Consider the following 25,451-nt stretch of genomic DNA (forward strand, 5'->3'; position numbering starts at 1 on the left):
CCTTCAGCCGTCGTCGGGACCCAGGCCGAAGCGGATCGGCTGGCGTGAGGCGACCATGGTGGAGACCACCAGGTCGTAGGAGGTCACCACCAGCTCCTCGATCAGCTCGGCGGTCACGCCAGGTCCTTCGGCCACGGAGATCCAGTGCCGCTTGTTCATGTGATAGCCGGGGCGGATGCTGGGGAACTCCTCGCGCAGCACGTCGGCGGCGTCGGGCTGGACCTTCAGGGTGATGATCGGCTCTCCGGTGGCGTCGGTGGCCATGAGGAAGACCTTCTCGCGGACCTTGTAGACGTCGTGCTCCTCCCCGAACGGGTGGGTGCACGTGACCCAGGGCAACTGCCGGGCCGTGCTCGCCGCCGTCTCCTGGATGCGGCGTCCGGTGAGGGTCTCCTCCATGCCTCCACTGTAGGGGCATGCCCGCTGCTGGAGCCCTCAGGCGGGCTGCTTCAGACCGATCACGACGCCGGCAGGGTCGGAGGCGTATCCGACCCGGCCCACCCCGGGGAGGTCGTGGACCTCTCCGGCCGCCGCGCCGCCGGCCTCTGTGACGGCGGCGAGGGCGGCGTCGATGTCCTCGACCTCGATCCACATGATGGTGTGCTGGCTCTGGTAGTCGCTGCTCATGATGGCTGCGTCGATCCCCGGCCCGTCCCCGGTCTCGGCCGTGAGGTAGTCCGGGATGAACGGCGAGGCCGTCGTGCGCCAGCCGAAGGCTCGGGCGTAGAAGTCAGCGGTCGCCTGCGGCGCCGCACTGGTCAGTTCGACGTGGATGATATGTCCCATGCGTTCAGCGTAGGGAGGCGAACGCCGGATGCCTTGAACGAATCGGTCAACGCGAGGCGAGCTCGTCAGTGCGGGCCATGAGCCGGGCGATGCCGTCATAGGTGTCCCGGAAGGAGGACACCGTCATGCCGGTGAACCGGGAGAACTCGCGCACCGCATGCGGCTGGTCGGCGTATCCAGCCAGGGCCGCGGCCAGCGCGGCCGGCTCCCCGGCGGTCTCGGCCAGGAGCCGGTCGGTGAACGCCCGGTGCCGCATGACCTGGATGTACTGCTTCGGGGAGAGACCGATCCCGCGGCGGAACGCACGGTACAGCGTGGATGCCGAAGTGGCGAGCTCACGGCACAGGGTGCTGACCTCCACAGCGGAGGGATCGGCGTCGATGCGCCTGACCGCGGAGGCAAGCAGCGCTTCCTGAGGGACCGGTGGGGGCGCCAGGGCGCTGAGCCAGGCATCGAGCGTGCCGACGGGATCCTCGGCGAGCCCTTCCCCGTCCGGCAGCGCGCCGGCGGCGACCTGCACCTGGACAGGCTGCCCACCCGTGAGCTGCGGGAACAGCGCCCGGCCTCCCCACGGGGTGCACTGCACACCGACATAGTGGGAGGGGCCCTCCTGCTCAATCACCAAGGGGCGGGTGCTCACCGGCAGGTAGACGTCCGCATTCGGCACCGGCGGGGCGTCCAGGGCGCGGCGGGTCCCGGGAGTGCCGAGACAGAACTGGAGAGTGGGCCGGCCGTTGGGGACCAGCACCGCGACCAGTCGTTGCGACGCCGCCGGAGAGACCGGCCCTTCCGAGATGACAGACCAGTAGTGCTCGACGACGTGGGTCAGGGCCGCGGCGGGCCGGAACCTCCTGTACTCGGTCACACCGCGCAGTCCACCACGCCTCCACCCCACAGGGAAGGAGCCCCGACTGGTTCCGCACCCTATGTGTGAGATCGCACCGCCAACGTTGAGGGTGCGATCTCACACACAGGGTGCACCGGGATGGCAGGTCGGGTGAGCAGGTCTGGGGCGGGCTTGTCAGCGGCGGTAACGCTGCACTCCACGGACGTAGGTGCTGCGCACCTGTGTACCCAGCAGGACCTCCGGTGCCTGCTGGCGCGGGTCGGCGTCGAGCACCAGGAAGTTCGCCTCCAGCCCGGGCCGGATCCGTCCGCGCAGGCGCTCCATCTCTCCGGCCCACGCTCCCCCTGCGGTGAGCGCGGTCAGCGCCTCCTCCGGGGTGAAGGCCCGCTCCGGGTGATACGGCGGCAGCTCGGGAGACATCGCGGAGCCGCCGGTCAGGGCGATGTAGAGGTTCGGCAGCGCCTCATGCGGCGCGGTCGGCGCGTCGGTGCCCAGGGTGAGGGCCACTCCGGCGTCGCGGACCTTCTTCCAGGGGAAACCCTCCTCGCTGCGGTGGTCTCCGAGCACGGCCTTCCAGTTGTCCATGATGGCCGGGTCGCAGTGCACCGGCTGCATGGAGGCGGTCACTCCGAGGCGGGCCATGCGTCCGATGGTCTCCTCGGTGACGGTCTCCAGGTGCTCCACACGGTGGCGCCGGGGGTGCCGCCGCCTCGCGCAGTCCTCCAGCAGGTCGAGGGCGATCTCACTGGTGCGGTCCCCGATGGCGTGCATCGCGATCTGCAGCCCGGCCTCGTCGGCCGCCTGCGCCACCGGACGCAGCCGCTCGGCGCTCCAGATCGGGTCACAGTTCGTCCCGTCTGCGTAGGGGACCCGCATGGTCGCCGTGCAGGCGTCGATGACGCCGTCCATGATGAACTTCACCCCGGCGATCCGGAACCACTCCGCCTCGGACCCGACGGCGATCTCCTGCTGCAGGGCCACGATCTCCTCGATCCCGGCCAGATCCGCCACGGTGTCCGCTCCGGGCTCGATGATCATATGCGCGGTGACCGGGAACGGCAGTCCGCCGTCACGGGCGATCAGGGCACGGATCGCGGCGACGTCGGCCTGGTTCATGGCCATGTCGGTCACTGTGGTCACCCCCGACTCCAGATAGGCCTCGAAGGCGAGCTCGAGGAAACGGACCTGGTCCTCCGGCGTGCTGAGGCTCTCCAGAAAGTTCCGGGCGTACTGCCGCCCGGCGGTCTCGTAGAGCATGCCGGTCGCGCGCCCCTCGGCGTCGCGGGCGATGCGTCCACCCACGGGGTCCTGGCTGTGGGCGTCGATGCCCATCTCCTCCAGCGCCGCGGTGTTGACCCACACCGAGTGCAGATCGTTGGCATCTAGATACACCGGCACATCCGGGAGCGCCTCATCGAGCATCGCCGCGGTGGGGTGCTCGTCCCCGACGGCGTCGAAGAGCCAGCTCGCACCCAGGATCCGCGGCGCCCCAGGGTCGGCCTGGTGGGCGGCGAGCAGCCGCTGCCGGATCTCCTCCAGCGTCCGACAGTCGCGCAGCTGGACTTTGCCCACGGCCTCCCCGAACGTGGTCAGGTGCGTGTGGGAGTCGATGATGCCGGGCCCGACGAACCGTCCGCCGAGGTCCACCTCGGTGACCTCCCCACCCTCGGCGGCGACGTCGGCCCGCACCTGATCCAGAGGGCCCACGTGGGTGAACCGGCCCGCGGAGACAGTGAAGGCCTCCGCCTGAGCACCGGCGGAGCCGGCGTCGTCGGCGGTGAAGATCGTGGCGTTGCGGTAGATCGTGGTGACCATGGTGGGTGAGGCTCCTCGTGGCTCAGGTGAGATAGGTGGTCAGGCGACATGGGCGGTCAGGCGCGTGCGAGAGAGCAGGACGTAGCTGCCGGCGGCGATCACGAGCCCGGCCGGAATGGACAGGTCCAGTCCCGTGACCGCGGCCACCGGACCCACATAGACCTCGCTGTTGAGGCACATCGCGGAGGCGACGCCGCCCAGCACCAGGCTCAACAGCCCAGCCAGGTTCCAGCCCTTCCGGTACCAGAAGGTGCTCGACGGCGAGGCGTCCAGGAGGTCCACACCGTCATACCGGCCACGGCGCATCAGCACGTCGGCGACGAAGACCGCCATGAGCGGCCCGGCGGCGACCACGATGACCTGAAGCATCTGGGAGACCGCCGTGGTGAAGTCGTAGATCGCCACGGAGACGATGGTCAGAACGGTGCCGATGACGGCGATGATCAGCGCCGAGGGGATCCGGCGGATCGGGATGCCCAAGGCCTGCAGGGCCATCGAGGCGCTGTAGGTGGTCATCGCGTTGAGGGCAATGGCCGCCACGATCACTGCGATGGTGAACAGTGGGAAGAACCAGCCGGGCAGTCCGGCGTCGAAGGCACCCATGGGGTCCAGGACCATGTCGAATCCGGCCCCGGTGGCGATCAGCGCCCCGACCGAGGTGAAGACGATGCCGGGCAGCGCGCCGCCGAGCGCGGTGGCGGCGGCCACCCGCCAGCCGGGTGTCGCCTTCGGCAGGTAGCGGGCCATGTCAGGGCTGTTGATGAAGGACACCGGCGTGGAGACCAGCATGGTGAAGCCGATGGTCATCATCATGGCCAGGTGCATGCCGCCCAGCGGCTCCGCCGGGGCGTGGCTGATGTCGAAGTGCGGGATCATGAACAGCGAGGTGATCACGAACATGACCACCAGGAAGTTGGTGATGTACGGGTAGGTCTTCAGGATCAGCCCGTGCCCGTAGACGGCCACCAGCACGGTGAGCCCGGAGACCACCAACACGACGACGACACCGAGGGTCGCCGTCTGCGCCAGGCCCATCCGGCCCAGCAGACCGAGCCCGTTGATGGAGGCCGCGGACCAGGTCAGCGAGAGGTAGACGGCGGCCAGCAGCCAGCCGTAGAGGCCCACGACGATCCTGTTGCCCAGCACCCCGTACATGGCGCGGCTGATGACGGAGCCGGACGTGCCGGCGGCCGGGCCGCTGACCGCGATGATGCCGGTGAGGATCCATCCCACGGAGGCCGCGGCGATGACGATGAACGCCTGGACCAGGGAGAGGCCCAGCACCGCGATCATCACGGCACCCATGGTGAAGGTCAGGAAGCTGGCGTTGGGCGCGGCCCAGACCCAGAAGAGGGCTCCGGGGCGTCCGCGGCGGCTCGACTCGTCGATGAGCTCGATGCCTCGGGTCTCCGGCTGGGTGGGGGTTCCGGACTCGGTCGGACGGGCTGCGCCGGCGCTGGTCGCGGCCGGTCCGAGCCGGGTCTCCGGCTCCTCGACGGGTGTGGAGGGCATGGGATGCCTTTCGGTGGGCGGTGCGGGACAGGCCGCGAGCTCCGCCCGATGGCGGAGAGCGGCTCGACGGCGGCGTGGCAGGTCAAGGGGACGCCCGCCCGACGATGCCCGGGCGGGCGGGCGGGTCAGGCGGCGGCCGCCGCGCCGTTGAGGCGGCCGCCATATGTGACCCGCGTCATGCGTCAGGCCTCACAATATGACTGTCGTTCATTTAATGCAAGAGGGGCATCTGCCCCGGAGCCTGACACCGCCCTCGGCCCACGCCCTCAGCTCCGCACTCTCGCCCGCCGTCTGCGACCCCTCCTGCGACCCTGCGACGGCGGAGTCCCTCACATGGTTAAGTGGGCACATGCCTGCGCGGATCATCTCCATCGGGACGGCGCTGCCGGAGACCTCGGCGCCGCAGCCGGATCTGCGCGCCTTCTTCGCCGGGCAGCCCGGCGCGGACCGACTCACGCGCCGCCTCATCGGGGGCGCCTTCGACGCGTCGGGGATCGAGACGCGGCACACCGTGCTGGAGGGCCTTGCCGGCTCGCCCGACGGGGTGTTCATCGCTGAGGACGGCACGCTGCTGTCACCCACGACCGGCGTCCGCAACGACCTCTACCGGAGTGCCGCGCCTCCGCTGGCCACGACAGCCGCCCGCGACGCCCTGACCCGCGGCGCCGTCGCCGCCGATCAGATCACCCACGTGATCACGGTGTCCTGCACCGGGTTCTTCGCTCCCGGCCTCGACTACCACCTCGTGCGTGACCTCGGCCTGCGCGAGGACGTCGAGCGCGCTCATCTGGGCTTCATGGGCTGCTCGGCGGCGCTGCCGGCGCTGCGCCTGGCCTCGCAGATCGCCGAGGGACGCCCCCGAGCCGTCGTCCTGGTCGTGTGCGTGGAGCTGTGCTCGCTCCACGTCCGCGAGACCTCGGACCCGGAGCAGGTGGTGGCGGCCTCCGTGTTCGCCGACGGGGCGGCCGCGGCGCTGGTCACCGCCGGCGACATCCCCGGCGACCCGGGCGGGCTGGTCCTGGACCGTTTCGCCACTGCGCTGACCAGGGAGGGCGAGTCGGACATGTCCTGGACCATCGGGGACCATGGCTTCCAGATGACGCTCTCGGCCGAGGTCCCGCGGATCATCGGACGCGAGATCCGTGACGCCGTGGACCGGTTCCTCGGCGACGATCCCCCTCCGGGCATCTGGGCGGTCCACCCCGGTGGGCGCAGCGTCCTCGATCGGGTCGAGACGGGACTCGGGCTGGAGCCCGCGGCCCTGCACGCCTCCCGTGCGGTGCTGAGGGACTGCGGCAACATGTCCAGCGCGACGATCCTGTTCATCCTGCGACGGCTGCTGGAGGACCCGGCCGTCGAGGGGCCGATCGCCGCCCTCGCCTTCGGACCGGGCCTGACCGTGGAGTCCGCGCTGATGCACAGGAAGAGGTGACACCTTCCCCGATGGACCTCTCGCGACGCGATGACCTGCTGCGCGAACTCATGGACGATCCCGACTGCGACCCCGAGCGGCTGCACGCGACACTTCGCCGCTTCGGGATCGTCAACCGTGTGGTCTCCGGCTGGGACACCGTCTACCGCAGACATCTCCGTCCGGTGCTGGCCGGCCTGGGCCGACCGGCTCGGGTGCTCGATCTCGGCTCGGGCGGCGGGGACGTCATCGCGCGCCTGGCCGGCCTGGCGGTCCGGGACCGCCTCGCCGTGCACTGGACAGGAGCCGATCCGGACCCCCGGGCGCACCGGGCGGCATGCGCACGGGAGGTCCCCGGAGCCACGTTCGTCTGCGCCGACGCCGAGACCCTCCTCGCCCGAGGCGAGACCTTCGACGTCGTGATCTCCAACCATGTGCTCCACCACCTGGAGGCGCCCGAGCTGGTCGAGTTCACCGGCGCCTCCCGGGCGCTCTCCTCCGGTCTGGTCCTGCACAATGACATCGCTCGGAGCCGGCGGGCCTACTGGCTCTACGCCGCCGGCATCACCCCGCTGGCCCCAGGGACGTTCCTGCGGGTGGACGGGCTGCGCTCGATCCGCCGCAGCCACCGGCGCGAGGAGCTAGCGACCCACCTGGGCCCGGAGTGGACCGTCTCCTCGCCGGCACCGTTCCGGCTGCTCGCCGAGGCGTCGGGCCATGCCTGAGGTGATCGTCGTCGGCGCCGGCCCCGTGGGGCTGCTGATGGCCAGTGAGCTGCGGCGTCACGGGGTCGACGTCGAGCTCCTCGAACAGCGCGCGGAGCCGAGCCCCGGCACCCGTGCCATCGGTGTGCACCCGCCGGTGCTCACCGCCCTGGAGGGCTCCGGGGTCACGGAGGGCCTCCTGGAGCACGCCGTGCGGGTCGGCCACGGGCAGGCGCGCTCACGCGGGCGCCTGCTCGGCACTGTGCGCTTCGACCGGCTCTCGGCGCGCTTCCCTTTCGTCGCGACGCTCCCCCAGGCCGCCACCGAGGCGGTCCTCGCGCGCTCAGCGCCGGAGCCGGTGCGCGGGGTCCGGGTCACCGGCCTGACTCCCGCCGGTGATGCCGTGCAGCTGAGCACCGACGCCGGGGAGCGGCACGCCCCGCTGGTCGTCCTCGCTGGAGGAGCCCGCTCACGGAGCCTCGTGCACCCGGAGCTGCAGCCACACACCTACCCCGACCGCTATCTGATGACCGATGCAAAGGTGCCCGACGACGGCTCCCGCGCCACCGCCGTGGTGCACCTCGCGGAGACCGGCGTGCTGGAGTCCTTCCCCCTCCCCGCCGGGCGCCGACGATTCGTCGCCTGGGATCCTCCGGGCGCGGCGCAGGATGCGCCCGCACGTCTGGACCGCATGAAGCAGGCGCTGATCGACCGCGGGGCGGCCACCGACGGTGAGATCACCGTCGGCGAGGTCACCGGCTTCGGGGTGCGGCGCATGGTGGCGCCGACCATGCGACAGGGACGGATGCTCGTCGTGGGCGACGCCGCCCATGAGGTCAGCCCCATCGGGGGTCAGGGCATGAATCTGGGACTGCTCGACGCCGTCGCCTTAGCCCCGTTGCTGGCCACCTGGCTCCGCACGGACGTCCCTCCGGAGGCCGACCTGCGACGCTGGGAACTCTCGAGGATCCGCTCGGCCCGCCGCGCGGCCCTGCTCGCCGGGGTGAATCTGCGCCTCGGCCGCCCTGCGCCCCCGGCACTGGACGCTCTGCGGCGCTGCGGCCTGCAGGGGATGCTGGGCCCGGGCGTCGGCGGGCTCTTCGCCCGTGCCTATGCCATGGGATTCGACTCCGGAGCCAGAGCGTGGAACAGGCCTGCTGCGCGCCACTGATCAGCAGGTCACCCGGGCAGGTCATGTCAGGTCGCGAGCGAGTGACCGGAGGCCACCAGCTGCGCGGCCAGCAGCAGGGCGGCGAGCATGACGAGGCGGAAGAGCACCCGACCCGAGGATCCTGCCCGCGCGAGCACCAGGCTGACCAGCACGACCGCGACGACGAGGACGAGCACCACCCAGCCGATCGCGGTGACTTCGGGGATGCTCCCGCCGGCGGGCCCGAGTGTGGCGGAGGCCGCGCCCAGCAGCACCGAGGCCGCCGCCAGCCGGACGGAGGCCTTCGGCCCCAGCCGATGGGGTGTGCCGCGGACCCCGGTGCGGGCATCGTCGTCCAGGTCGGGGAGCACGTTCGTCAGGTGCAGCGCCGCGCCCAGCGCGCCGCCGGCGAGCCACGCCCACCCGGGGGCGAGCTGCGGATCCGCGGCCGCCAGGGTGGCCAGTGAGGGGAAGCACCCGAACGCCAGGACGTAGGGCGCGATGGACAGCGGCCCCGTCTTCAGCCCGGCGTTGTAGGACCATCCGCACACCAGCACCACGGCGTGGGCGCCGGCGAGCTCCACGCCGAGCGGAGCCGACAGTCCCAGGGCGAGCAGGGCCAGCACGACGGCGGCGGTCCATGCGGTGCGCAGAGCGACCTCCCCGCAGGCGATCGGCTTGTCCGTCCGCCCCACGGCACGGTCGCGCTCGGCGTCGATGGCGTCATTGGAGATCCCGATCGAGAGCTGCCCCGAGAACACCGCCGCGGCGAGCAGCAGGATGCGCCAGACCTCCAGCCCTGAGGCGAGTGCCAGCGCGGCCGCCAGGGTCGTGACGACGAGCGTCGGGCCGGGGTGCGAGGACCGCCACAGGCCAACGATCGACCTCAGCACCGGACCCATCACAGGACTCCTCACCGGACTCATCACGGTGCCAGTGTCTCACTCACCTCTCCAGCGTGGTGGACAGCGCCTGCTCCTTCACGAAGAGCAGGAACACCGTGGCCAGGAGCGCCAGCGGCACCAGCGCGAGGAACAGCGGCATCAGGGCGTCGTTGTAGGACTCCACCACCAGGGTGTGGACCGGCTCGGGCAGCTCGCCGACCAGCGCGGGTGTCAGCGAGCTGGCTCCGCCCTCTCCGACGGCGTCGGCAGACAGTTTTCCGGAGAGGGACTGGGTGAGCCGGGTGGCGAAGAGCGAACCGATCACCGCCGATCCCAGGGTGGCGCCCACCTGCCGGAAGTAGTTCTGCCCGGCGGTGGCGGTGCCCACGAAGCGCAGGGCGAAGGAGTTCTGCGCCACCAGCGTCAGCAGCTGCATGGTGGCGCCCAGACCCAGACCCATCACACCCAGGTACAGGCAGACGAGCACGACGGGCGAGTCAGCATGGACGGTGGAGAGCAGGCCCAGCCCGGCGGCGGTGATCACGCTGCCGATGATCATGAAGTGCCTGTACCTGCCGGTCAGTGTGACCCGACGCCCCACGACGATCGAGGTGACCAGCAGGGTGCCCATCATCGGGATCATCAGCAACCCGGCCTCGGCGGGGCTGTAGCCGGTGACCATCTGCAGATAGGTGGGCATATAGCCCAGGGCACCGAACATCGCCACGCCGGTGATCAGCCCGGCGGCCATCGTGAGGTTGAAGTTGCGATTGCGGAACAGCATCAGCGGCATGACCGGCTCAGCAGCCCGCGACTCCACCCAGATGAACAGCCCGGAGGCGACCAGGGCGAGGGCGATCAGCGAGAGGATCACCGGTGAGGTCCAGGCGAAGTCGCCGCCGCCCCACGTCGCCACGAGCACGACGGCGGTGGTGACACCGCCCAGCAGCGCCATCCCCCAGTAGTCGATGCGGCCGTTCTCGGCACGCGGATGCCGGGGCAGCTTCAGCAGCAGGGCGATCCCGAGCAGGGCGAGCACTCCCAGGGGCACGTTCATCCAGAGGGTCCAGCGCCAGCCCGGTCCGTCGGTCAGCCAGCCGCCCAGCAGCGGCCCCGCCACCGAGGAGAAGGCGAACACCCCGCCCATCACGCCCATGTAGCGGCCACGCTCCCGTGCAGGGACGACGTCGGCGATGGTCGCCTGGGAGAGGATCATCAGGCCGCCGCCGCCGATGCCCTGCACCACGCGGGCTGCGATGAGCACGTCCATGGACGGAGCGGCGCCGGCGAGCGCGGAGCCGAGGACGAACACCACGATGGCGATCAGGAAGAGCGGCTTGCGGCCGAACATGTCACCGAGCTTGCCGTAGACCGGCATCATGATGGTCGAGGCCAGGATGAAGGCGGTGATCACCCAGGCCATGTGCTCGACCCCGTGCAGCTCTCCGACGATGGTCGGCAGGGCGGTGGCGAGCACGGTCTGGCTCAGGGAGGCCATGAGCATCGCGATCATCAGCGCGGCGAAGATCAGGACCAGGCCGCGCCCTCGGGGAAGGGGGGCGTCCGGGGCCGGCGTGGCGCGCCTCTGCTGCGCAGTGGAGTCGGGGGTTTTCATCGTGTGGTGTCGACGACCTCTCGGAACATGGCGATGGACTCGTCGAGGAACTCACGCGGGTCCTCGGCGGAGGATTCTTGGTATCGGTGGAAGGCGTACTTGGCGATGACGCCGGAGAGCATGAGCAGCGCCTCGAGACGGGCGCCGTCACCGGGAGCGGCCAGCGCGACGTCGTCGCCGTCCTCCACGCGGGCCTGGATGACTTCCGCGACGATCCGCTCCACCTCGGAGAGCAGGCGGAGCACGCGCCTCTGCAGGCTGGGATGTTCACCGATGATGCGGCGACGCTGCGGGGATGTGGCCTCGGGGATCGCGGTGCGCACCACGGCCACGAAGAGGTGCACCACGCGGGTCAGCTCGTCCTCGTCCGAGGTGCGGAAGCGCTCGATGTCACCCTCGGAGACCTCGGGGGTCCGGGTGCCGAGGATCGCATCCTCCTTGGTGGGGAAATAGTTGAAGAAGGTGCGTCGTGAGACCCCGGCCCGGGCGGCGATGGCTTCGACCGCGGCCTCCTGCGGCCCCTCCTCCCAGGCGATCGCTTGGGCGGCCTCGTGGACGGCGTTCCAGGTGTCGAGGCGATTGCGCTCGCGTTGAGAGATCGTTGATTCGTGCACGCGTCCACTATATGCACGAGTGCAATATTGCACCAGTGCAAGGCGTTGTCTGGTCCATCACATGCTCTCCGTCTCCTGTTCATCAGCTGGTCACAGGCCGTGAAGATCGGCTCCCTAGGGTTCTGTGCGGCAGAGAAGCCATCCCACGAAGAAGGAGAAGCATGTCCGATCGGCACCCCCGCCTCACCCGCGGCCTGAGCCTCGCCGCAGCCGTCGTCCTCGGAACCGCCGCTCTGGGCGTCACCACACCTGCGGCCACGGCCGGGGTCGGCGCCCCCGCCCCACTCAGCGCGTCCGAGGCCGAGCAGGGGCCGAAGAACGTCATCTACATGGTCGGCGACGGCATGGGCTACAACCACCTGGCGGCGACCAACCTCTACGAGACCGGCCAGACCCGTTACCAGGTCGAGGGCGACGCGGACCCCGAGGTCCTTGAGGAGCTTCCCGGCGAGGCCGTGCAGACCTACGAGGACTGGGACCTGCTGGCCCTGAGCACCTACGCCGCCGGCGGCGAGTATGACCCGCAGGCGGCCTGGTCCGACCATGACTGGGTGCAGACCGGTGCCACCGACTCCGCCGCGGCGGGCACCGCGATGGCCACCGGGGAGAAGACTGACAACGGCGTCATCGGCCTGGATGCGGACGGGGAGTCCGTCGAGAACCTCTCCGAGCGCGCCATCGAGACCGGCCGCTCCGCCGGCGTCGTCTCCTCCGTGCCCTTCAGCCATGCCACTCCGGCCGCCTGGGCCGCGCACAACGAGTCCCGGAACAACTATCACGAGATCGCCGAAGAGATGATCGAGTCCGATCTGGACGTCATCTTCGGCGCGGGGCACCCCTACTACGACGACGACAGCAAGAAGCTCAAGGAGCCCGAGTTCACCTACGTGGCCGAGGAGGACTACGAGCGGCTCTCCTCAGGTGAGACCGAGTTCGACTTCGCCGACAAGGACTCCGACTTCGCCAAATACGCCCGCGGCAAGCAGCAGCACCTGCCCGAGCGTGCCTTCGGCATCGCCCAGGTGGCCTCCACCCTGCAGCACGGCCGCTCCGGCGAGTCCGAGCAGCCCTATGACGTGAAGCAGAACAGGGTGGTCGACCTGCCGACCATGTCGCAGGCCGCGCTGAACGTCCTCGGACAGAACGACGACGGCTTCCACCTGATGATCGAAGGGGGCGCCATCGACTGGGCGGGCCACGCCAACGACACTGCGCGCGACATCGAGGAGGTCCAGGACTTCAACGACGCCGTGGACGCCGTCATCGAGTGGGTCGAGACCGAGTCCTCCTGGGACGAGACTCTGATGATCGTGACCTCCGACCACGAGACGGGATACCTGGCCGGCCCCGATGACCAGCCTGGCTTCACCCCGATGACCGGCGAGGCGGGTCAGCTGCCTGAGCTCGGATGGTACTCCGGCAACCACACCAACCAGGTGGTGCCCTTCTTCTTCCGCGGCGCCGGCTCCGAGGCGTTCCACGAGGAGATCGTCGGCACCGACCCGGTGCGCGGCGACTTTGTGGACAACACGGTGGTGGCCGACGTCCTCATGGACGGGTTCTGGGCACTGGAGGACTGACGCTTCACTCCCGCACACACGCATTGGCTCCGCGGTTCGGACCCTTATCAGCGCCGATCGCGCGTCATAAGGGCCCGAACCGCGGAGCCAACTGTGGGTGGTGACCGATCAGAGCGCGCGGAACCGGAACCGCAGGGTCCGCGCCTGGGGCCGCAGCATCGCGGTGGGCCAGACATCGGGACCGCAGGCCCGGGATCCGAGTCCGTGCTGGGCGGCATCCAGGTAGAGATGGGTGACCCCCGACTCCGGCAGCTCGTGCGGATGGGCCGCGGCGGTGATCTCGTGGGCCGAGTGCCGACTCAGCGTGAACCCGGGACGACGCCCTGCGGCATCCGGCTCGGCGATCACCTGCAGCCAGTCCTTCCCTCCGCGGCGCAGCACCAGCTCACGCAGTCCGGGCCGATGGCCGGATTCCTGAGGGCGGGCATAGTCGACGGTCAGCTCGTCGATCGCGGCGGAGAAGCGCCCCGTGCGCACCGACCGGCGGGTGTCCGGGTAGGAGTCGTGCGGACCGAGCCCGAACCATGAGGCCCCGTCCACGTCTCCGGGCAGCTGCAGGTGCAGGCCCAGGCGCGGCCAGACGTCATCCCATGCCCGGTTGGGGACCATGATCACCTCGCAGAGGGCCTCGACGACGCCGTCCTGGGCCCACTCGGCAGTCCAAGTCTCGGTGACGTCCAGCGCGGCCCGGGACTGTGCGGCCGAGACCCGACGCCGCACAGTCACCGCCTGCTCGCCGGCGTCCACCGACTCGATCCGGCGCACCAGCCGGTCCAGTCCGGCCCGCCGCCAGCGGTCCGCCGCGGAGACGTGCCGCTCCTCATCGGCGCGGTAGTCGAAGGCGTCCACCGCGTCATAGTTCGGCCCGGAGGCGCCTTCGTCGTTGTCCGTGGGCGCGCGCCACAGCTCCACCTCCGGGCCGACGACGGCAGCTCCGGCCAGCTCACGCAGCCGGGGCCCGTCGAGCACGGCCGGGGAGTCCGCGAGCGCCGCGACGCCCTGCGCACCCGCCGGGCCGCGGGCGGTCCGGGCCGGCGACCTGCCCAGCTCCCACTGAGCACGCGCCACGGCGTGACCCTCCGGCGCCCAGGAGGTCTGCTCGGCCAGCACCACAGTCAGGTTCAGGTGCAGCTCTGCGGCCCCGCCTAAGGGCTCTCCCTCCCCGTCCTGTCCGGTGAGCGCCGACCGCACCTCGGCCAGGTCCAGCAGGCCCTCGCCGCCGGCCGGCACAGGAGCGCCGCCGTCGTCGGCCAGCGGGGCCTGGCCCTCGGCCACCGGGTGGCCGTCCCGCTCCACGGCCCAGCGCAGCAGCAGGTCCGAGGTGTCGGCGGCGAACCGCCGGCTGCGGATCCGCACCTGCCCCGGGGCCTCCCCCGGGGTCAGCAGGATCGGCTGCTCCACGGCGGCATACTCAGCCAGCCCCGGGGTGGGGGTGTGGTCGGAGAGCACCATGCCGTCCATGACGAAGTTGCCGTCATGGACCACCTCGCCGAAGTCTCCGCCGTAGCCGAAGTACCCCACGCCCTCGTCCGTCTGCGTACGGATGCCGTGATCCCGCCACTCCCAGATGAATCCGCCGTGGAGGCGCTCATAGCGGTCCACCATCTCCCGGTAGGCGTCCAGGGCGCCGGGGCCGTTGCCCATGGCGTGGGCGTATTCGCAGTGGATGAACGGCTTGGTGCGCTGCCGGGCAGACTCGGCCACCGAGCAGCCCAGCAGCGGGGTGAAGTCGTCATCGCGGGCGATGGATTCGGTCTCCGGGACCTTCGCGTACATCCTCGAGTACACATCGGTGTACTCGCCGGCGTAGTCGCCCTCGTAGTGCACGGGCCGCCCGGGGTCGCGGCGGTGGACCCACTCGGCCATGGCCGCCAGGTTCTGCCCGGTGCCGGATTCGTTGCCCAACGACCACAGCACGATCGAGGGGTGGTTCTTGTCCCGCTCGACGGTGCGGGCGATGCGGTCCAGATAGGCCTCGCGCCAGCGCGGATCGTCGCTGGGGTTGTCCGCCCAGCCCCCGGCCTCGAAGCCGTGGGTCTCCAGGTCACACTCCAGCACCACCCAGAGGCCGAACTCGTCGGCGAGGTCCAGCAGCCGCGGATGCGGCGGGTAGTGGCTGGTGCGGATGGCATTGACGTTGTGCCGCTTCATCAGCGCCAGGTCCTCACGGGCGTGCGCCTCGTCGAACACGCGTCCCCGGTCCGGATGGGTCTCGTGACGGTTCATCCCGGAGAAGGTCACCGGCCGGCCGTTGACCAGGAACCGGTCGCCGTCGATCTCCACCCGGCGGAACCCGGTCCGCAGCCGCAGCGTCTCGGCCGCGCTGGAGACCACGACCTCATACAGCTCCGGTTCCTCGGGCGACCACGGACGCACACCCTGGCCATCACCGCCGACGACGACGGCGCCCACCTCCTGCGCAGAGCCCCAGGTGACATCCACGCCCAGGTCGGGGATCTGCAGACGGACCGGGTAGGAGACGTCCTCGGCGGTGATCTCTGGGATCACAGCGCCGCGGCCGGTGGCGACGTCGTAGTCGGTGGTGAGCCAGACGTCGTCGATCCCGCCCTCGGGCCGGTGCAGCAGGGTGACTTCGCGGAAGATCCCAGGCATCCACCACTGGTCCTGGTCCTCCAGGTAGCTGCCGGAGGAGAATTGCACCACCCGCACCGCCACCGTATTGGTGCCGGCGACGACGGCATCGGTGACGTCGAACTCATGGGCCAGCCGGGAGCCGAAGGCCTCCCCGACCCGATGCCCGTTCACCCAGAGCTGCAGGAAGGACTCCACGCCGTCGAAACGCAGCAGCACCCGCCCGGCATCGAGCCAGGACTGCGGAACCTCGATCTGCCGACGGTGGTCGCCGGTGGGGTTCTCATCCGGCACATGCGGCGGCTCCACCGGGAAGGGGTACTGCACGTTGGTGTAGGCGGGCTCGCCGTAGCGGCCGTCGAGCACCCAGTGGCAGGGCAGCTCGAGGGTGTCCCAGCCGGCGTCGTCGTAGTCCGGGGCGGCGAAGGCCCCGGGAGCTTCGTCACCGATCACGCCGTGCCCGCCGGGAGTGCCGGGCACCGCCGGGGAGAGCCGGAAACGCCACGGCCCGCTGAGGTCGATCCTCTCAGCGTCGCTGGCCTCCACCAGCCAGGAGCGTGGGGCCTCCAGCGCTCCTGCCCCGGGTCGGTGCGAGGTGTGGCCCAGCGGCACGGAGGCCATGCCGGCTGCGCCGGGCCGAACGGCTGCGCCGGGCCGAACGGTTGCGCCGGGCCGAACGGCTGCGTCGGTGGGGTGGACGGTGGGGGCAAGGGTCATTTCACAGCACCTTCGGTCAGGCCGCCGCGCCAGAAGCGCTGCAGCACGATCATCGCGATGGCCAGCGGGATCACAGAGAGCAGCACCCCGCCGGTGGTCAGTTCGTAGAACTCGGGCAGCCGGTCGGTCTGACTGCGCCAGTGGTTGAGTCCCAGAGTGATGGGGAAGAGCCGCTCGTCGGTGAGCATCACCAGCGGCAGGAAGTAGTTGTTCCAGATGCCCACCAGCTGGAAGAGGAACACCGTCACCAGGGCGGGGACCATGATCCGCAGCCCGATGAGGTGGAAGATCCGGATCTCTCCCAGCCCGTCGAGCCGAGCGGCCTCGACCAATGAGGGGTCCACGGTGGCGTCGGCATAGATCCGGCACAGGAAGAGACCGAAGGGCGAGACCAGCGAGGGGATCAGCACGCTCCAGTAGGTGTTGACCATGCCCATCTGGCTGAACAGCAGGAACAGCGGCAGGGCCGTGGCGGTGCCGGGGACCAGCACTCCGCCCAGCACCAGGCCGAAGATGAGGTTGCGGCCCCGGAACATGTACTTGGAGAGCGCGTAGCCGGCCGCGGCGGCCAGGTAGGTGGCGATCAGCGAACCGACCCCTGCATAGAGCAGCGAGTTCCCCAGCCAGCGGATGAAGACGCCCCCGTCGAAGCTGAGCACCTGGGCGAGGTTGCTGAACAGCGCGACGTTCTCCGCGAAGAGGAACCCGTGGGTGCCGAAGAGATCGTCGGTGGTCTTCGACGCCGCCACCACCACCCAGTACACCGGCACCAGGAAGTACAGGGCGACGATGGTCAGCAGGCCGGTGACGATGATCGTCCGGGCCCCGCGGGCTCGACCGCCCGGGGCGGGGACCCGGCGGGCGGCGCCGTCGGAGCTCGTCTCAGGCCGGCCGTTCCCAACGACGGCGTCAGGCCCGGAGCCCGAGGCCCGGGTCTCGGCGGTGCCGGCGGTGGAGGTCATCGCGAGCTCCTGTTCGTCAGGCGGAGGAAACCGAAGGAGAGCACGAAGGCGACCAGGGCGATCAGCACGGCCTGGGCGGCAGCCACCGTGTAGTCGTTGTAGGCGAAGGCTGTGGTGTAGGCCGAGAGGTTCGGGGTGTACTGGGAGTCGATGGACGGAGCCACCTGGGCCAGCAGTTGGGGCTCCGCGAAGAGCTGGAGCGTCCCGATGATGGAGAACACAGTGGTCAGCATCAGTGCCGGGCGGATCAGCGGCAGCTGGATGCTCCAGGCCAGCCGGGCCGGGCCCGCGCCGTCGACCCGGGCCGCCTCATAGAGGTCCTGGGGGATGGACTTCAGCTGGGCGATGATGATCAGCATGTTGTAGCCGGTGTAGGTCCAGGTGACGATGTTCGCGATGGACCACAGCACGGTGTTCGCCCCGAGGAAGTCGATCTCCAGCCCGAACCACGCGTGCGCGGTGTCCACTATCGGGCTGAGCCCGGGCACATAGAGGAAGGACCACAGGATGGTGGCCAGCACCCCGGGGACGCCGTAGGGCAGGAAGTAGGCGGCCCGGAAGAATCCGGGCCAGCGGGCCGAGGCCGATTCCAGCATCAGTGCCAGCACGGTGGCCAGGGTGATCATGATCGGCACCTGCACGACGCCGAACAGCAGCATCCGCCCGATGGAGGCGACGAACGCGCCGTCGCCCAGCGCCTGCCGGTAGTTCTCGAACCAAGCGAAGGTGCTGGTCACGCCCTCCTCACCGAAGAGGCCGTCGCGCTCGACCATCGTGAAGCTCTGCCCGAGCGCCATCAGGATCGGCATCACGAACGTGAAGATGAACAGCAGCAGGAACGGGGCGACCAGGATCCAGGGGGCGACCGTGGTGGGGGCGATCCGGCGTCCGGCGGACACGGCGGTGGGGCGCGTGCTCATCTCTGCGCCCTCCGAACGGTCAGGCCCTTGTTCTGGAAGACCTCGATGGTGGCCGCCTCGGCGCGGATCACAGCGTCCACCAGGGACGCTCCACCGGCCTTCCGCCGGAACTCATCGGCCAGGATGTTGAAGGTCTGCTGGGTGGTCGGCCACCACTGCCAGTCCGGGTTCTGGTCCGCGGCGGCCGGCTCGAAGATCTCCGTGTTGTAGGACTGGCCGCCGAAGAACTCGCTGGATCCTTCACGTGGGGTGCCGATGTGATCCGGGTTGGTGGACCAACCGATGCCGCTGTTCTCGATGAGCCCGTCGATGCCCTCGGCGCTGGAGTTGAGCCATACGGCGAACTCCATGGCCTCCTGCGGATGAGCACTGTTGGCCAGCACGGCGGTGGATGAGCCGCCCAGATGGGAGGAGCCATGGCCCGTGGGCCAGGTGGGCAGCGGTGCCACCCGCCACAGGCCCTCGGCTCCGGAGACTCCGGCGAGCAGGGCGTCGCCCCAGCTGGCGGAGACCAGGGAGGCGATCTGGTCGTCCGCCGCGGCGGCGAACCAGCCCGGGGAGAAGGCCTGGTTCTGTGTGGTGACGAGGTCGGCGTCGACGACGCCGTCGAAGAACCGGGCGACCTCCAGGGTGGACTCACCGGCCATGTCGATGACCCAACCGTCCTCCTCGGCCTGGAACCAGGTGGCACCGGCCTGCATGGCGTGGGCGGCGAAGACCGACGTGTCGGCCAGCGGGAAGGCGTCCATGTACCGCCCGGTCTGGCGGATCTCCGCGGCGATGTCCGCCCATTCCTCCCAGGTGGCCGGCGGCTCGGCGCCGACCTCGTCGAAATGGTCGGGACGGTAATACATGGCGGTGGGGCCGGAGTCCTGAGGGATGCCGTAGACGCCGTCGGCGAAGCTGACCTGACCCCAGAGCGTGGGGTCGAAGCGGTCCGCATGCTGATCGACGCCGTAGCGACGCAGGTCCACCAGGCCGTTGACCATCATGAACTCGGGGATGCTGCGCAGCTCCACCTGGGCGAGGTCCGGTCCGGCTCCGGCGGCGAGCGCGCTGTACAGCTTCTGGTAGCCGCCGTCGTTTCCGCCCGGGATCCAGGCGATCTCGACCTGGATGTGAGGGTTCTGCTCGTTCCAGATGTCAGCGACGATCTGCAGGTCCTTGAGCCAGGCCCAGCAGGTCAGGGTGACGGTCTCCCCGACGCCTGCGGCGGGGATGGCGGGCTCAGCGTTGACCGAGGTGGTGCCCGGCACCGCGCATCCTGCCAGGGCCATCGCGCCGGCACCCAGCCCGAGGCCGCCGCGGAGCAGCTGGCGTCGGGAGAACGAGGTCATCGTCGGTCACCTCACTGTGTCGGCACGCGGTGCCTGCACGCACCGTGTGCAGTCACCTTTTCCAACATCTACGAACATTCTCGACCAACTATCAACGAGAGCCGACGGTGTGTCAAGGACCACACTTCGGTTCGGGCAGCGTCTCACCGGGCGTCTCATGGGGCGTCTCACAGGGCGGCCCGGACCCTGGCAGACTGGGGAGATGCGCATCGCTCTGCTGCAGGACACCGCCGTCCCGCTCGACATCAACCACAACCTCTCGCTGATCGCGCGCGCTGCGGAGCGCGCCCGCTCCGCCGGCGCCGAGCTGCTGGTGACTCCGGAGCTCTTCGCCACCGGCTACGCCCCGGCCATGATCCGCGAGCGCGTCAGCACCGAGACCGTGATCTCCGCTCGCGAGCGCCTCGCCGACATCGCGCGAGAGTCGCAGATCGCCCTGGTGCACAGCCTGCCCGGTGACGGCCCGGCCGACGCCCGTCCGATCCAGGGCACCCTGGTCTCCCCGTCGGGCGAGACCCTGGCGGTGCACACCAAGGTCCATCTCTTCGGACCTGAGGAGAAGGACTCCTTCATCCCCGGGGAGGACGCACCCCCGGTGGTGGAGTTCGGCGGCCTGACCCTGGGCCTGCTGGTCTGCTACGACGTCGAGTTCCCGGAGATGGTGCGCGAGGTCGCCCGCCGCGGCGCCGACGTCGTGCTCGTGCCCACAGCACTGGCCGGCGGCTTCACCGGGGTGACCAGCACCTTGATCCCGGCCCGCGCCCTGGAGAACCAGCTGACGGTCGCCTATTCGAACCACTCCGGGGAGGAGGCCGGGCTGGTCTTCGACGGCGCCAGCGTGGTCGCCGGACCCGACGGCGCGGTGCTCGCCTCCGCGGGCGCCGGCCCGGAGCTGCTCCTCGCCGAGGCGGGGCCCGCGGAGGGCGGACGCGCTCCGGAGGAGTCCCCCGACGGACCTTGGTACGTGCAGGACCGCCGGCCTGGGCTCTATCGCCGCTGGGCGGACGCCTGAGCCTGGCCTCCAGACCCTCGACAGCCGACAGAATCATCCCGGGGATACGCCTCCGGGATGATGAACTGCGCCTCAGGGTCCACCAGGATGAGCACCATGGAGACCATCACCCTTCTTGAACTGGCCCACCACGGCACCTTCGCGAACGCCGCCGTGCCGATGATGCCCGAGGACAGCTTCTACGGCCGCCTCCACACCTGGACGGAGGCCCTGCACCCGACCTGGCAGTGGCTCGGGCTGATCCTCATCTCCGCGATTCCGTTCGTGGAGTCCTACGGGGGCGGATTCCTCGGCGTGCTCGCCGGGGTCCACCCGGCCGTGGCGATCAGCGCCGGCGTCATCGGAAACATGATCTCTCTGATCCTGGTGGTCTACCTGGCGCATTGGATCCGCGGCTCGGTGCTCAAGCGGCGGAACCCTGAGGCCGTGGATCCGCGCAAGAGCGCCAAGCGGGAACGCGTGATCCGCATCTTCGACAAGTTCGGGGTGCCGGGCGTCTCGATCCTGGGTCCCTTGGCACTGCCCTCTCAGATCACCGCACCCCTGATGGTGTCGGTCGGGGCCTCTCGGAACGCGGTGATGGGCTGGATGCTGGTCTCAGTGGTCCTCTGGGGCGCAGCCTTCGGCCTGCTCGGCCTGGGCTTCCTGCAGCTCCTTGCCTGAGCCCCTCGCCTGAGCCCGAAGGGCCGGCACGGCACCCGGCCCTGTGGCGCGTCAGCGCTGCTCCTCGTCACGGGGGTACCGCTGCCGCTCACGGGTGCCCTGCGTGAGGTTCCGCAGATCGGAGTCATCGTCGAAGTTGGACCCGATCGCCCCGGCGAACGTTCCCAGGGAGGCTGCCAGCCAGGCGATGTCCCGGTAGTTGGAGAAGGCAGGCTCGACCTCCAGGCTCTCCGCCATGTACCCCGGCTCGATCAGCACCAGCGATATGACCAGCACCCCGAGGTAAAGCACGACGTACAGGGAGATCACGCTGACCAGCAGGCTGATCACTGTGGAGGCGTTGTACACCACAGCCAGCCTCTTGCCGCCGACCGAGGCGGGGTGGTCCCAGAGCCGGTTCCGCAGCATCAGCCACATCGTCAGGAACAGGATGCCTGACACCGTGATGATCGCCAGCCGCCAGCCTGGCAGATGGATAGCCATGTCCCAGATGGAGTCGTAGAAGATGCCGAAGGCACCGGTGGCACAGCCGGCGGCGAACACTCCGGAGAGCCGGGGCAGGGAGAGGAGCGGCTCATTATTGGCCACCATGCCCAGGGCCATCCAGGTCCGTCCGGGGAACGGCCTGCCCGGCGCGATGTAGACCGTACTGGTGTCCTCCTGAGTCTCCACGCGGGCGAGCGGGCAGCCATGTGCCCGCGCCTCGTCCAAGGACTCGTACATCAGTGCGTCCACGGCGCGGCTGACCTCACGGCGCAACCCTCGCATGACCGCCACCGGGCCCAGCGCGGCCACGGAGATCACCGCCAGATGGGACTCGAAGTCCATCTCCATGGCCTTCGCGCGGCTGCCGTTCACCCGCGGGATCTCCGTGACCACCACCGTGATGTCACTGCCGTCCTCCCGAGCCCAGCGTTGGATCTCCTCGAGGTCCAGAATGCCGTCCTCCTGCAGCGGCAGCAGGATCTGCTGGTGGGTGACCTCGCTGTTCTCTCGCCAGTTGGGGTTGTCCTCGAGCAGCTTCCTCACCAGCAGCGAGGACCGGCCCGGATCGGAGTAGATCGCGATGGTCCGTTCGACCCGCTCCTCGCCGTGGGGCGCGCCGTCGTCGGGCTCGGGCCGGTATTCTTCGCTCTGCCCCTGGTTCTCGGTGTCTGGTTCGTCCTGCTGGCCCTCGGTGCCGCGCTCCGAGACACCCTCGGGCGTCCGCTCTGACATGTCCACCTCCTGATGAAGACCCGCCTGGTGATCCGCCCACGAGCCTAGCCAGAGGTCCGGCGAATGTCGCGCCCTCCCCGTACCGGTCAGACGGATCCCCGGAGTACAGCCGGCAGCGTTCCGGGACTCACTCCCCCAGCCCCTCCAGCACCAGGGGCCTGACCCTGGTTCCGTAGAGCTCCACAGCCTGCATCATGTGCTCATGGGAGAGAGACCCGTTGCCGTACTTCATACCGAATCGCGAAGCACCCAGGAGCTTCTGCGTGGTGATGATCTTCTCCGCCACAGTCTCCGGGGAGCCCACGTAGAGCGAGCCGTGGGCGACCTCCTGCTCGAACTGGTCCCGCCCTGGCCGCCCGGTCCCCCAGCCGCGCTCGGCACCAATGGTCGCCATCGAGTCTGCCCAGGAGGGGTAGAAGATCTCGCGGGCCTGCTCATCGGTCTCGGCCACGAAGCCGTGGGAGTGCACCGCGATCCGACGCGCGCCCTCGTGCCCGAACTCGCGCAGCGCCCGGTGGTAGAGCTCCACCAGCGGGGCGAACCGACCCGGGGCGCCGCCGATGATCGCCAGCTCCAGGCCGACGCCGAGCCTCGCGGCCCGCACCACGGAGCCGGGGGTCCCCCCGACGGCGATCCAGGTGGGCAGGCCGAACTCGTGCTCGGTGGTGGGGAAGATCCGCTGGGACGTCAGCCCGGCCCGTGTGGTCCCGCTCCAGGTGACCGCCTTCTCCTGGCGCAGCTCGGTGAACAGCTCGGCCTTCTCGTCGAAGAGCTTCTCGTAATCGGAGAGGTCGTAGCCGAAGAGCGGGTAGGACTCGATGAACGAGCCGCGACCCAGCGAGACCTCTGCGCGACCTCCGGTGAGACCGTCGATGGTGGCGAATCGCTGGTAGACGCGGACCGGGTCGTCGGAGGAGAGCACGGTCACCGCGGAGATGAGCTTCATCCGTTCCGTGGTGGAGCCGATGGCGGAGAGCACGACGTCGGGGGCTGAGATCGCGTAGTCAGGACGGTGATGCTCCCCGATCCCGAAGACGTCGACGCCGACCCGGTCGGCCAGCTGCGCCTCGGCGAGGACATGGCGCAGGACCTCCGGATGGGAGAGCCGACGGTCGCCGTCGGGGGTCGAGGTGACGTCGCCGAAGGTGTGCAGGCCCAACTCGAACTGCGGGCTGTGGCGCTCGGTGCTGATGGCGGAGCGCTCGGCGCTGGGGCCTGCGCTGGTACTGGGGCTGAGACTCATGTCGGGGTCAACCGCAGAGGCCACCGCACCATTCCTTGAAATTTGAAATTCATGATCGACGGATGCTCTGTTCCCCGGAATCGTCGATGTGCCCGCCGACCAGGTATAGTGGGAGACCTTGCGAACTCTTCATGGGTTCCCTGCGTCGCCAGGACGCCTCGCCCTCTGGAGCCGAACCGGCCCACGGCCCTGATGCCTCTCTCACGGCGACCGAGAGCACCGACCGGTGCTCCCGCCACTCAGCCAGTCCTGGCACTCGACGCCCCCGTGGCCCCGAGCCGCCCCCTGGCGCCATGAAAGGCCCTGTCACAGCTTTGTCACACACCACCTTCACCGAACTCGGCGTGCCCGCACCCATCGTCAAGACGCTGGCCGCGGACGGCAAGTTCACCGCTTTCCCCATCCAGCAGGACACTCTGCCCGACACGCTGACCGGCCGCGACGTGCTCGGTCGCGGCAAGACCGGCTCCGGCAAGACGCTGGCCTTCGCCATTCCGATGATCGCCCGTCTCGGAGAGTCCGACGGCGCCCGCCGCCGTGCTCGCCGACCCCGCGGGCTGGTACTGGCTCCCACCCGTGAGCTGGCCACCCAGATCGACGCGGTCCTGCAGCCGCTGGCCGCCGCCTATGGCATGCGCACCACCACCATCTATGGCGGCATCAGCCAGAAGCGCCAGGTCGACGCGCTCAACGGCGGCGTGGACATCGTCGTCGCCTGCCCCGGACGCCTGGAGGACCTGCTGCAGCAGCAGGCGCTCAGCCTGGACGCCGTGGAGGTCACCGTCCTGGACGAGGCCGACCACATGGCCGACCTCGGCTTCCTGCCGGGCGTGACCCGGATCCTGAAGAAGACTCCGGAGCACGGCCAGCGGATGTTCTTCTCCGCCACGCTGGACAACGGCGTGGACAAGCTGGTGCGCCAGTTCCTCCACAACGAGATCCTGCACTCGGTGGACGACCCCACCTCGCACGTCTCGGCGATGACCCACCACGTCTTCGAGGTGGACCCGGACGACAAGAAGACCCTGGTCCAGCAGCTGGCCTCCGGCACCGGCCGACGGATCCTGTTCACCCGCACCAAGCACCAGGCGAAGAAGCTCGCCAAGCAGCTTACCTCGCAGGGCGTCCCCGCCGTGGACCTGCACGGCAACCTGTCGCAGAACCAGCGGGACCGCAACCTGGCCTCCTTCGGGCAGGGCGGGGTGCGCGTACTGGTGGCCACCGACGTCGCCGCCCGCGGCGTCCACGTGGACGGCATCGAGCTGGTGGTGCACGTGGACCCGCCTGCTGAGCACAAGGCCTACCTGCACCGCTCCGGCCGGACGGCACGCGCCGGCAGCGCCGGTGACGTGGTCACTGTGATGCTGCCTGAGCAGCGCCGGGACACGCAGACCCTGCTGAAGAAGGCCGCCATCAAGGTCACTCCGCAGGCGGTCTCCCCGAACTCGGAGGCCGTGTCTGCACTGGTGGGCGAGGTGGCCGAGCACGTCGAGCCGCAGGCCCACCCGCAGGGCGGCGGCCAGCAGTCCTCACGCCGCGGCGGCGGTTCGAACAACGCAGGGCGCGGTCGTGGCCGCTCCGGCGGCGGCTCCGGCCGCAGCCCCGCACGGGGTGGCCGGCGCGACGGCGGAACCCGCGGCGGCGACGCCGACTCGCGCGGCAGCCGCGGGCAGGGCTCGACCCGCCGCAGCGCAGCCCCGCAGCGCTCGGAGTCGGGCCCCGCGTCCCGTCCCGCCGCTGCTCGCCGCGGTCCGCGCCGGGCCAGCGCCCCGGCCGGCACTCCCGGCTCGCGCTGACCCAGCCCTTCCCGCGACCAGCTCGCGGACATCGGCTCCGGAGCGTGGGCCCTGACAACGGCGATTCCTGCCG

21 protein-coding genes are annotated in these 25,451 nt (G+C 70.0%); 7 read left to right on the forward strand and 14 right to left on the reverse strand.

The features are described 5' to 3' along the window. Positions 1-3 precede the first annotated feature (3 nt). The 5 genes from ODE13_RS06035 to ODE13_RS06055 all read right to left on the reverse strand — a co-directional run bounded on the left by ODE13_RS06035 (position 4) and on the right by ODE13_RS06055 (position 4,960). Complete coding sequence (locus ODE13_RS06035; protein WP_322478446.1) at positions 4-399, reverse strand: MmcQ/YjbR family DNA-binding protein; 396 nt, start codon at positions 397-399, stop codon at positions 4-6. Positions 400-435: 36 nt separating this feature from the next. Further along, entirely contained in the window at positions 436-786 is a 351-nt protein-coding gene (locus ODE13_RS06040; protein ID WP_322478447.1) for a VOC family protein, read from the reverse strand. 46 nt (positions 787-832) lie between these two features. Continuing rightward, complete coding sequence (locus tag ODE13_RS06045; RefSeq protein WP_322478448.1) at positions 833-1,651, reverse strand: helix-turn-helix domain-containing protein; 819 nt, start codon at positions 1,649-1,651, stop codon at positions 833-835. Positions 1,652-1,807: 156 nt separating this feature from the next. Further along, positions 1,808-3,448 (reverse strand): amidohydrolase, encoded by a 1,641-nt coding sequence (locus ODE13_RS06050; protein ID WP_322478449.1) that lies wholly within the window; start codon positions 3,446-3,448, stop codon positions 1,808-1,810. A gap of 39 nt (positions 3,449-3,487) precedes the next feature. Beyond that, positions 3,488-4,960 carry a purine-cytosine permease family protein gene (locus tag ODE13_RS06055; protein ID WP_322478450.1) on the reverse strand — a complete coding sequence of 491 codons (1,473 nt, stop codon included), beginning with the start codon at positions 4,958-4,960 and terminating at the stop codon, positions 3,488-3,490. A gap of 349 nt (positions 4,961-5,309) precedes the next feature. Between ODE13_RS06055 and ODE13_RS06060 the strand changes: the two genes are divergently transcribed. The 3 genes from ODE13_RS06060 to ODE13_RS06070 are packed head-to-tail and all read left to right on the forward strand — an operon-like array spanning position 5,310 to position 8,246. Continuing rightward, positions 5,310-6,392 carry a type III polyketide synthase gene (locus ODE13_RS06060; RefSeq protein ID WP_322478451.1) on the forward strand — a complete coding sequence of 361 codons (1,083 nt, stop codon included), beginning with the start codon at positions 5,310-5,312 and terminating at the stop codon, positions 6,390-6,392. Between the two features lie 11 nt (positions 6,393-6,403). Then, the gene (locus ODE13_RS06065) at positions 6,404-7,096 is read left to right on the forward strand and encodes a methyltransferase domain-containing protein (protein WP_322478452.1); all 693 of its coding nucleotides are present in this window, start codon (positions 6,404-6,406) and stop codon (positions 7,094-7,096) included. Further along, positions 7,089-8,246 (forward strand): NAD(P)/FAD-dependent oxidoreductase, encoded by a 1,158-nt coding sequence (locus tag ODE13_RS06070; protein WP_322478453.1) that lies wholly within the window; start codon positions 7,089-7,091, stop codon positions 8,244-8,246. Before ODE13_RS06065 ends, ODE13_RS06070 begins: the two co-directional genes overlap by 8 nt. Before the next feature lie 26 nt (positions 8,247-8,272). Here ODE13_RS06070 and ODE13_RS06075 read toward each other — a convergent pair whose 3' ends face one another. Genes ODE13_RS06075 through ODE13_RS06085 form a run of 3 tightly spaced genes read right to left on the reverse strand, consistent with a single transcriptional unit; the run spans position 8,273 to position 11,338 of the window. Beyond that, entirely contained in the window at positions 8,273-9,127 is an 855-nt protein-coding gene (locus tag ODE13_RS06075) for a UbiA family prenyltransferase (RefSeq protein ID WP_322478454.1), read from the reverse strand. 43 nt (positions 9,128-9,170) lie between these two features. Then, positions 9,171-10,724: an MDR family MFS transporter gene (locus ODE13_RS06080; RefSeq protein WP_322478455.1), complete on the reverse strand. Its 1,554-nt coding sequence runs from the start codon at positions 10,722-10,724 to the stop codon at positions 9,171-9,173. Next, the gene (locus tag ODE13_RS06085) at positions 10,721-11,338 is read right to left on the reverse strand and encodes a TetR/AcrR family transcriptional regulator (protein WP_322478456.1); all 618 of its coding nucleotides are present in this window, start codon (positions 11,336-11,338) and stop codon (positions 10,721-10,723) included. The genes ODE13_RS06080 and ODE13_RS06085 overlap by 4 nt, the downstream gene beginning before the upstream one ends. Before the next feature lie 161 nt (positions 11,339-11,499). Between ODE13_RS06085 and ODE13_RS06090 the strand changes: the two genes are divergently transcribed. Beyond that, complete coding sequence (locus ODE13_RS06090) at positions 11,500-12,918, forward strand: alkaline phosphatase (protein ID WP_322478457.1); 1,419 nt, start codon at positions 11,500-11,502, stop codon at positions 12,916-12,918. Positions 12,919-13,026: 108 nt separating this feature from the next. Here the strand turns inward: ODE13_RS06090 and ODE13_RS06095 are convergent, their stop codons facing one another. From ODE13_RS06095 to ODE13_RS06110, 4 genes are read right to left on the reverse strand one after another with little or no spacing between them, the layout of a single operon-like run. Next, on the reverse strand, positions 13,027-16,227 hold the full coding sequence (locus ODE13_RS06095; protein WP_322478458.1) for a glycoside hydrolase family 2 TIM barrel-domain containing protein: 3,201 nt from the start codon (positions 16,225-16,227) through the stop codon (positions 13,027-13,029). Further along, on the reverse strand, positions 16,224-17,189 hold the full coding sequence (locus ODE13_RS06100; protein WP_322478459.1) for a carbohydrate ABC transporter permease: 966 nt from the start codon (positions 17,187-17,189) through the stop codon (positions 16,224-16,226). The genes ODE13_RS06095 and ODE13_RS06100 overlap by 4 nt, the downstream gene beginning before the upstream one ends. Next, positions 17,186-18,109 (reverse strand): carbohydrate ABC transporter permease, encoded by a 924-nt coding sequence (locus ODE13_RS06105; RefSeq protein ID WP_179541203.1) that lies wholly within the window; start codon positions 18,107-18,109, stop codon positions 17,186-17,188. The genes ODE13_RS06100 and ODE13_RS06105 overlap by 4 nt, the downstream gene beginning before the upstream one ends. Next, positions 18,106-19,446 carry an extracellular solute-binding protein gene (locus ODE13_RS06110; RefSeq protein ID WP_322478460.1) on the reverse strand — a complete coding sequence of 447 codons (1,341 nt, stop codon included), beginning with the start codon at positions 19,444-19,446 and terminating at the stop codon, positions 18,106-18,108. Before ODE13_RS06110 ends, ODE13_RS06105 begins: the two co-directional genes overlap by 4 nt. Before the next feature lie 202 nt (positions 19,447-19,648). Between ODE13_RS06110 and ODE13_RS06115 the strand changes: the two genes are divergently transcribed. Further along, positions 19,649-20,458 carry a nitrilase-related carbon-nitrogen hydrolase gene (locus tag ODE13_RS06115; protein ID WP_322478461.1) on the forward strand — a complete coding sequence of 270 codons (810 nt, stop codon included), beginning with the start codon at positions 19,649-19,651 and terminating at the stop codon, positions 20,456-20,458. 96 nt (positions 20,459-20,554) lie between these two features. Then, positions 20,555-21,121 carry a hypothetical protein gene (locus ODE13_RS06120; RefSeq protein ID WP_322478462.1) on the forward strand — a complete coding sequence of 189 codons (567 nt, stop codon included), beginning with the start codon at positions 20,555-20,557 and terminating at the stop codon, positions 21,119-21,121. Between the two features lie 51 nt (positions 21,122-21,172). On the opposite strand, the gene ODE13_RS06125 is transcribed toward ODE13_RS06120, so the two are convergent. Both ODE13_RS06125 and ODE13_RS06130 read right to left on the reverse strand, forming a co-directional pair. Next, the gene (locus ODE13_RS06125) at positions 21,173-22,339 is read right to left on the reverse strand and encodes a hypothetical protein (RefSeq protein ID WP_322478463.1); all 1,167 of its coding nucleotides are present in this window, start codon (positions 22,337-22,339) and stop codon (positions 21,173-21,175) included. 127 nt (positions 22,340-22,466) lie between these two features. Continuing rightward, a complete protein-coding gene (locus tag ODE13_RS06130) occupies positions 22,467-23,582 on the reverse strand; it encodes an LLM class flavin-dependent oxidoreductase (protein ID WP_416210598.1) in 1,116 nt (371 codons plus the stop codon). 314 nt (positions 23,583-23,896) lie between these two features. Between ODE13_RS06130 and ODE13_RS06135 the strand changes: the two genes are divergently transcribed. Beyond that, positions 23,897-25,378, forward strand: coding sequence for a DEAD/DEAH box helicase (locus ODE13_RS06135; RefSeq protein WP_322478465.1), 1,482 nt, complete (start codon positions 23,897-23,899; stop codon positions 25,376-25,378). The last annotated feature ends 73 nt before the right edge of the window (positions 25,379-25,451 follow it).

It is taken from the genome of Nesterenkonia sp. HG001 (assembly GCF_034438835.1).
GTDB lineage: Bacteria > Actinomycetota > Actinomycetes > Actinomycetales > Micrococcaceae > Nesterenkonia > Nesterenkonia xinjiangensis.